The organism is Ruminococcus sp. (assembly GCF_024684275.1).
In genome coordinates, this window is record NZ_JAIKXF010000034.1 from 1 (window position 1) to 7,747 (window position 7,747).

Consider the following 7,747-nt stretch of genomic DNA (forward strand, 5'->3'; position numbering starts at 1 on the left):
AATGCATTGAATGTTTAGTCAGATTTGTTTGAACTAAGCCAAGCCCTGCTTGTTGCATCAATTCCGATTGCACCAAGTGGGGCTGTAATCAGTATTGCAAGAACTGCAACAGAAAGTATGATTTTTCCGCAGGGTAAGCCCAGTGATAACGGAACGGAGCCGATTGCTGCCTGAACTGTTGCTTTCGGAAGGTATGCTATTATGCAGAACAGCCTTTCTTTTAAAGAAAGATTTGTTCCGATCATACAGAAACACACGCCAATTGCGCGAAAGGCAAGCGCAATGAAAATCATAATAATGGCTGAAATACCTGCTGTCAATGTATAACGAATATCCACAGCAGCGCCGACCAGAACAAATAACATGATCTCGGCGGCAATCCAAAGCTTTCCGAATTTCTGAGAAAGTCTCTCAGATACAGATTTGTCTGTTTTTATTTTAATGACACAAGCCATTGCAACTACTGCGAGAAGTCCAGAAACAGAAATATGGGTTTTGAGAGCCGTTTCAACGGACATCAGTACAAAAGCAGTTGCAAGCAGAATGAGCGCTTTTGTGCTGTTTCGTATTTTATGTTGCGTCTGGTAGCATTTTTCAAACAGAATGAATAACACAGCTCCCGTGATGATACCGAGTGCAATGCCGAGGATTATTGAAATGGGAATATTAAGGAAATCAGTAATCTGAGCTGAACCGCCCTGTGCCATCGTTACAAACGTACTGAAAAGAACAATTACAAAGATATCATCACAGGAAGCTCCGGCGAGAATCATTTGCGGTATGCTTTTATTTGTTCCGCGTTTTTCCTCTATAAGTTTTAACATTCTTGGTACTACTACAGCAGGAGAAACGGCACTCAATACAGCACCCATTACAGCAGCTTCGATTTTGCTGACATTCAGAAGAATTGGTGCAAAGCAAAGATATCCAAGTATTTCAAAGCAAGCCGGAACAAATGACATCATTACAGCAGGTCTGCCGACCTTTTTTAAATCAGACAAATCAAGTGACAATCCCGCTTTAATCAGAATGATAATAAGTGCAATCTGGCGTAATTCTGAAGAGATACCGAGTATAGACGGATCAAGCAGGTCAAGCACATACGGTCCGGTAATGATTCCGACTGCAAGCATACCTATAATTCGCGGAAGTTTAAGTTGCTGGACAATCGCAGAAACAGAAAGACCAACAAGAAAAACAATAGCAAGTGATAATAACATTATATTTCCTCCTGATATAACAAAAAAGCTGACAACATCTGCGTAAAATGCAGACGTCATCAGCTTAATTAGCGGTTTAGTTTTCACAAGGGAGAACATCATTCCCTGAATATTCATTTTTTATATTATAGCACTTTCCCAGCGTGTTGTCAATATAAAGAACGGAGGTGTAACCATGTTTTCCAAACTTATCCTTGAAAATGCCAACGGCGACTCGCCACAGTTTTGCTTGGCAAATTCACTGTCAGCGGCTGTTTGAATAATTATACCATAGAAGAATCCATATAGCAAGTACTAAATACTATCAAAATGCACCGCAGTAGCTCTCGTAGACTTCTTCACCACAGATATACTTCACATCCTTGAGAGCTTCTCGGAGCAGGCTGTGATCTGTGAGCATGTCCTCGATCTCATCGCAGGTGTAGCCGTACTCAAGCAAGAGCTCTACATCCGAGCTATCCACTCCATAGCAACCGCAGTAGGCGAGAAGTATCTTCTCATGCATATTAAAGTATGAAGAGTCATCATAATCGTACCAGCTCATATATTTGGATCTATATATTTTAGGCTCGTATCGTGAGCGTGTGATTTTACCGTTTCTGTCAATAGCCTGAAAACATTTTCTAAAAACTTCATCATCCTTCACAACGAACGCGAATGTATTTTCGGCAAGATAACCAAAACGATATCCCAGCTGAGTGATATGGGCATAGAACAAAAGGAAAACCGCCCGTGAAGGGCGGCAATGAATTGAAGCTTTAAGTTATAATAATCCTGATTTGGGTGATCTCAGTAATCAAAATAGATAATAATGCCCTAAGCATTTAGTTATACTTAGGGGATAAACTTCTATACTAACATCAATGCAATTGATATTGAAAACGTAAACAGTTTGTTTTGAGAACACTTGACAAATTGACGAAAGCTGTGCTATACTGTTTATGTTAGTGCCGTAAAACAAAATCTGTTCTTTAGCAGATAAGCTATTTTTGATTGAATATTAGTTAATCCTATTAAATAAGGAGTGAGAAATTGAATATTGTAATGATAACCGCCGCTGTTTGCGGCGTAATACTGATTATCCTGACAATCATTAATAAGATACGACACGGAGGTAGCTGCTGCGGTGAACATGAGGCTGCGGCTACAAGAATCAGCGTGGCTGACCGAAATTTTTCACATTATCCATATCATTATACAGCTAAAATTGAGGGTATGGTCTGCTCCCACTGTGTTCGAAATGTAGAAAACGCTTTTCATTCCGTGGAAGGCGTTTATGCTGTTGTTGATCTATGCAATAAAACAGCAAAGTTATATGCCAAGCATCCGCTGACACGCAGAGAAACGGCAGCGATGCTTGGCGACACAAGCTATACACTGACAGAATTCAAGGAGGAAAAAAATGAATCTAGGAGAGCTCGATGAAAACACAGAAGCGGTGGTCAGCAATATCACAGGAGATGCGCGTTTCATTAGTCGTATCACCTCAATAGGTCTTACGCCCGGGTGCCGTGTTCAGATCATCAAAAACGATAAAAATCGTCCGGTGCTATTGTATTCACGTGATACGATGATTGCGGTGAACCGTAACGAATGTTCAGGCATAACAGTTACGGAGGTGAGAAAATGAGTGCAACGATTGCTCTGCTCGGACAGCCTAATTCAGGCAAATCCACGCTTTTTAATTCACTGACCGGCCTTCGTCAGCATGTCGGTAACTGGCCGGGAAAGACGGTCGAGAAAAAGGAAGGTACATTCACTCACAATGGTGATACATACTCCGTTGCTGATTTGCCAGGCTCCTACAGTATGTCTGCAAACTCTGATGAAGAGGTCATCACACGTGATTTCATTGCGTCTGGCAAGGCGGATGTAGTATGTATTCTTGCTGATAGCTCACAATTGGAACGTAGCCTTTTCATGCTTGCTGACTATGCAGGTCTTTCAGCACCATGCTTTCTGGTGCTTAATATGGCTGATGTTGCAAATGAACGCGGTAAGAAGATAGACGCAAAGAAAATAGAGCAAAAGCTTGGTATACCGGTCATGCTCTTTTCTGCAACAGATAAAAAGGCTTATGATACATTCTATGCAACGTTGGAACGCGCTCTGAAGGAGAAAGCACATATCAATATCTCGGCATTGGAAGCAGAATATGAGAAGATTGGCGGCTATCATGATATCATGAATTGCATCTCAGACTGTGATATTCCGGGATATACACCGATGTGGCTGACAGTCAAGACTCTGGAGCATGATAAAGTGGTAACTGCAAAGCTGAAAAATACATTGCCGGAAAGTTCAATGCAGCAAATAGAAATGCAGACTACAGGTACAGAAACGGCAATTTTAACCGGAGAATGCAAATTCAGGTGGATAGACAGTATACTCAGCGGAGCTGTAACTGAAACCAAAACAAAAGCTGCACTTGGCAAACTTGATCGTATCTATACGCATAAATTCTGGGGTAAGCCGGCAGTTGTGCTGACAGTCTTGTTGGGACTTCTGGCATCGTTTATACCTGCACTGCCAATCATGGGTATTGGTTCAGGAGTGGATGCACTTAATGCTGCCATTCGTTCATCACTTACCGATTCAGGAGCATCTACATTTATGACCGGAATACTTTGTGATGTGCTGATACAGTCGCTCTCATATGTTATTAAAATGCTCGGCTTCGTATTTGGTGTCACGTTAGTATTCGGTCTGCTTGAAGAAGTCGGTGTAATGGCTCGTATCTCCTATGTGTTTGACAACACAATGGGCAAGCTTGGTCTACAGGGTAAATCTGTTATGCCATTTCTTGTCAGCTTCGGCTGTACAATGGGCGGTGCTGCAGGAGCAAGAGTTATTGACAACTGGGGGCAGAAAGTTCTGACAATTGCTCTTGCGTGGGCAGTTCCATGCGGCGCTGCCTGGGCTATCATCCCGATGCTATCAACTGTATTCTTCGGCGCAGGCGCACCTCTGATCATCATCGCACTTCTGTTGACCATGATTCTGCATATGTGGATAACGGCAAAGATCTTTGGCAGAAAGCTTGTTAAAACAGAGGAAAAGTGCGGCATGATCATGGAACTACCACCTTATCACAAACCTAAGTGGGGCGCACTTATGCGTTATGTATTCGGCAGAACAAAGGATACTTTTTTCCGCGTTGTGAAGGTCGTACTGTTGGTATGCGGTATTTTCTGGCTGCTCAGCTACGGTGGCCGAACAGGCGAGAATAGTATTCTGGAAAAATTCGGTCTGGCAATTGAACCTGTTACAGAATTTTTTGGAATGCCATGGCAGTTATTTCTTGCATTCATTGCATCATCTGTTGGAAAGGAAGGCGCAGTTGGTGTCATTACAGCTCTTTATTCCGGTGGCTCTATCGGCACAGCCTTTTCTGAAGCAATGGCTGGAGGTGAAAGAGCAGCAAATCTCAACGAGTTGCTGCTTGCAAATGTAACACGTCCAGAAGCACTGGCATTTATCTTTGCGATAACATTTAATCTTCCATGCGTTGTTGCTCTTGCTGCTACATATCAGGAGATACATTCAATAAAATGGACTGCAAAGATTGCACTGTATTATACGGTATCGGCACTTCTTCTTGGCTGCATCGCATACCATATCGGAATGCTTATTTGGTGAAAAAGATGCAGAAATTATTGGAATTGCTAAAAGACGGACGCTCCCGCACTATTGAAATGCTTGCGGCGGAGCTGAACACTTCTTCTGATGACATACGCCGTCAGATCGAGTATCTGGAGCAAATCGGAACCATTAGAAGGATTATGTTTCCATCGGGGAAAGGCTGCAGCGGATGCACCGGCTGTGAGGGTGGAACAGGCTGCAAGGGCTGTATGCCAGCAGATGCGGAGAGCAATATGGGGGAAATGTGGGAGATCGTTACGAAATAATCCTGATTACTTATTCATATCGAATAAGTTTAAACTTTGCTTTTCGCTGTAAGCAATTATGACCGCAGCAAGTAGAGGACTTTTTCTATATCGAGTTTGTGGCGAAAATAGCTATTTATTTGAGTTTCCCTGCTTCCTATCCACAGTACAGGCTGCAATAAGCGAAAGCAAGTAATTCGGAAATACACACAAATTAGCTATTTTACGTTGAATCTGGACGATGCTAAGAATTATCTCTATGCAAAGTCCACCAAACGTAGAATTCTGAACTGGCACGATATTCACGTTAATGTGTTTATCTGAATAAAACAACAGAGTCCTCACAGTTACGGCTGTGAGGATTTTTTGTGATGGTTAAGCATAAAAGTAAGCCCTGCCCCAAACGGGGCAAGGCTCTTATCATATTAACTCTAAAAGCTGATCGATATTCTTCTTTCCAAACATAGGTTTTCCGTCATTGATGATCATGCAAGGCACGCTCATAACATTATATGTTTCTCTCCACGCTGGAAAATGATTGAGATCATATACTTCTGTACTCACATTCGGGTTCAATGCAGCAATGCGCTGTGCGCTCATGACAAGCTCTGGGCACATCGTGCAGGACAGCGACACCAGAATGCGAATATCCGTTTGCTTGTTGATGCTCTGTGCCTTTGCTTTCAGCACATCATCAAGTGGCTGACCAGGACCTGCCGCATTGTATAATCCAAGCATGAAAGAAGTAAACTCATGACCACCTGGGACTCCATGAAATGCCAAGCCCAAATAGTTTCCGTTTGAGTCACATATCTGAACCATTGGTCTGTCATCAACCGGTTCTTGATTCTCCTGTATAATGAGTTTGTCTGTCAGCTTTGCCATTTCGTACATATAAGTCTTCAATTCAACAGACAATGCCGAATCATCTAGATACAGCTTCAACAAGAGCTGTCTTTCCATTCTTGCAAAGACAGTCTGCATTTGCTGAATCATATCTGATGAAAACAACGTACTGTCTGTATTCGTATCTACTTTCGATTGTGAAGATACGCTTTTTGCCGCTTCAGGCTTTTGCGGAATGTGACCGGTTTTACGCTGCATGGATTGTGCGTACTTTTCAAGTTCCGTTGCAGCCAATGCCGCATCGCCAACAGCAGTAACGACCTGACGTAACGGCTTTACACATACATCACCGGCAGCATACAAACCGGGGATATTTGTTTTCTGTGACCTGTCGGTAATAATATACCCTTGTGAATCAAGCTCTGCAATGTCCTTGACAAGTGCCGTAGAGGGTTCGTATCCTGCAAAGACAAAGATACCGAAGGTATCATTCGTATCCGCCGTATAGGTCGTGATCTCGTCGGTTTTGTTGTTTCTATACGTGATAGTTTTTAATGAATCCTCTCCAGTCACTTCAAGCACTTCGGTATTGTAGAGGATGGTAATATCCTTGTGTTCCTTTGTCTCACGAGCAACTGCCTCGGCACAGGTAAAATCATCTCCACGGACAAGAATAGTCACATGACTTGCATATTTTGTGAGGAATACACTTTCTTCCGCAGCAGCATAGCCGCCACCAATTACGAATACCGGCTTCCCAGTGAAAAACTCACCATCGCAAGTCGCACAATACGCAACACCGTGTCCTCTAAATTCTGCCTCACCCTTAAAGCCAATCATTCGTGGATGCGCTCCCGTTGCCAGCAGGATGCCAAAGCATTTCAGATTTCCCTTTGAGGTTTTTACCGTCTTAATATCGTCAGTCACATCCAGTGAACTTACCTCTGTAAGCAGGAATTCTGCTCCGAATCGTTCAGCCTGTTTGCGCATTGTGTTAGTAAGGGTATTGCCGTCGGTGTGCAAGATACCAGGATAGTTGACCACCTCGGACGTGATTGTAATCTGACCGCCGAATTTTTCTTTTTCAACGACCACAACCCTGTACCTTGCTCGTGCAAGATATAAGGCTGCTGTCAGACCGGCAGGTCCGCCACCGATGATTACAACATCATAAAGCTTTTTTTCATCTATATCCAGCATTACAGCATCCCCACAAGGTCAAGGCTGGGCTTGAGCGTTTCCGCACCGGGCTGCCACTTGGCTGGGCAAACCTCATCGCCGTGTTCATGAACGAACTGTAAAGCTTGTACCTTTCTAAAAAGCTCCTCTGCATTTCTTCCGACATTTCCGGCATTGACCTCATATGCCACGATCTTGCCTTCTGGATTTACCACGAAGGTGCCGCGTTCAGCCATTCCGTCCGCTTCAATCAGAACGTCGAAATCTCTGCAAAGTGCATGAGTCGGGTCTGCAAGCATCGGGTATTCAAGCTTTTTAATGCGTTCGGAGGAATCGTGCCAAGCCTTGTGAACAAAATGAGTATCCGCAGATACGGAATAGATTTCACAACCGATTTTCGTGAATTCTGCATACTTGTTCTGCAAATCTTCTAACTCTGTCGGGCAAACGAAGGTGAAATCTGCTGGATAGAAGAAGAAAACACTCCACTTACCTATGATATCACTCTTGCTGACTTTCCTGAATTCTCCGTTCTGATATGCCTGAACAGAAAAATCGCTTACTTCCTTGTTGATCAATGACATTTAACATCACTCCTTGAAAAATAAAGTGCAG

The 7,747-nt window shown here is 43.2% G+C and carries 8 protein-coding genes and 1 riboswitch; of the genes, 4 read left to right on the forward strand and 4 right to left on the reverse strand.

The annotated features are described in order from the left end of the window. Positions 1 to 14: 14 nt before the first annotated feature. Positions 15 to 1,220: a cation:proton antiporter gene (locus K5677_RS03910; RefSeq protein WP_296724901.1), complete on the reverse strand. Its 1,206-nt coding sequence runs from the start codon at positions 1,218 to 1,220 to the stop codon at positions 15 to 17. Between the two features lie 43 nt (positions 1,221 to 1,263). Next, positions 1,264 to 1,335: riboswitch (Fluoride riboswitch) on the reverse strand. Positions 1,336 to 1,524: 189 nt separating this feature from the next. Continuing rightward, positions 1,525 to 1,866 carry a hypothetical protein gene (locus K5677_RS03915; protein ID WP_296724903.1) on the reverse strand — a complete coding sequence of 114 codons (342 nt, stop codon included), beginning with the start codon at positions 1,864 to 1,866 and terminating at the stop codon, positions 1,525 to 1,527. Between the two features lie 569 nt (positions 1,867 to 2,435). Between K5677_RS03915 and K5677_RS14425 the strand changes: the two genes are divergently transcribed. From K5677_RS14425 to K5677_RS03930, 4 genes are read left to right on the forward strand one after another with little or no spacing between them, the layout of a single operon-like run. Then, positions 2,436 to 2,645: a hypothetical protein gene (locus K5677_RS14425; RefSeq protein ID WP_366848871.1), complete on the forward strand. Its 210-nt coding sequence runs from the start codon at positions 2,436 to 2,438 to the stop codon at positions 2,643 to 2,645. Continuing rightward, positions 2,623 to 2,850 (forward strand): ferrous iron transport protein A, encoded by a 228-nt coding sequence (locus tag K5677_RS03920; RefSeq protein WP_296724905.1) that lies wholly within the window; start codon positions 2,623 to 2,625, stop codon positions 2,848 to 2,850. The genes K5677_RS14425 and K5677_RS03920 overlap by 23 nt, the downstream gene beginning before the upstream one ends. Continuing rightward, positions 2,847 to 4,859, forward strand: a complete 2,013-nt coding sequence (gene feoB, locus K5677_RS03925; RefSeq protein WP_296724909.1) for a ferrous iron transport protein B — start codon at positions 2,847 to 2,849, stop codon at positions 4,857 to 4,859. The genes K5677_RS03920 and feoB overlap by 4 nt, the downstream gene beginning before the upstream one ends. 5 nt (positions 4,860 to 4,864) lie before the next feature. Beyond that, entirely contained in the window at positions 4,865 to 5,128 is a 264-nt protein-coding gene (locus K5677_RS03930) for a DeoR family transcriptional regulator (RefSeq protein WP_296724911.1), read from the forward strand. Positions 5,129 to 5,527: 399 nt separating this feature from the next. Here the strand turns inward: K5677_RS03930 and K5677_RS03935 are convergent, their stop codons facing one another. Then, the gene (locus K5677_RS03935) at positions 5,528 to 7,153 is read right to left on the reverse strand and encodes an FAD-dependent oxidoreductase (protein ID WP_296724913.1); all 1,626 of its coding nucleotides are present in this window, start codon (positions 7,151 to 7,153) and stop codon (positions 5,528 to 5,530) included. Next, entirely contained in the window at positions 7,153 to 7,716 is a 564-nt protein-coding gene (gene ahpC, locus K5677_RS03940; protein WP_296724915.1) for an alkyl hydroperoxide reductase subunit C, read from the reverse strand. Before ahpC ends, K5677_RS03935 begins: the two co-directional genes overlap by 1 nt. Positions 7,717 to 7,747: the final 31 nt, after the last annotated feature.

Excerpts from the sequence above, each read along its gene's own strand:
- K5677_RS03910 (WP_296724901.1), bottom strand. The coding sequence starts at position 1,220 with ATGTTATTATCACTTGCTATTGTTTTTCTTGTTGGTCTTTCTGTTTCT.
- K5677_RS14425 (WP_366848871.1), top strand. The coding sequence starts at position 2,436 with ATGGTCTGCTCCCACTGTGTTCGAAATGTAGAAAACGCTTTTCATTCC.
- K5677_RS03920 (WP_296724905.1), top strand. The coding sequence starts at position 2,623 with ATGAATCTAGGAGAGCTCGATGAAAACACAGAAGCGGTGGTCAGCAAT.
- feoB (WP_296724909.1), top strand. The coding sequence starts at position 2,847 with ATGAGTGCAACGATTGCTCTGCTCGGACAGCCTAATTCAGGCAAATCC.
- K5677_RS03930 (WP_296724911.1), top strand. The coding sequence starts at position 4,865 with ATGCAGAAATTATTGGAATTGCTAAAAGACGGACGCTCCCGCACTATT.
- K5677_RS03935 (WP_296724913.1), bottom strand. The coding sequence starts at position 7,153 with ATGCTGGATATAGATGAAAAAAAGCTTTATGATGTTGTAATCATCGGT.
- ahpC (WP_296724915.1), bottom strand. The coding sequence starts at position 7,716 with ATGTCATTGATCAACAAGGAAGTAAGCGATTTTTCTGTTCAGGCATAT.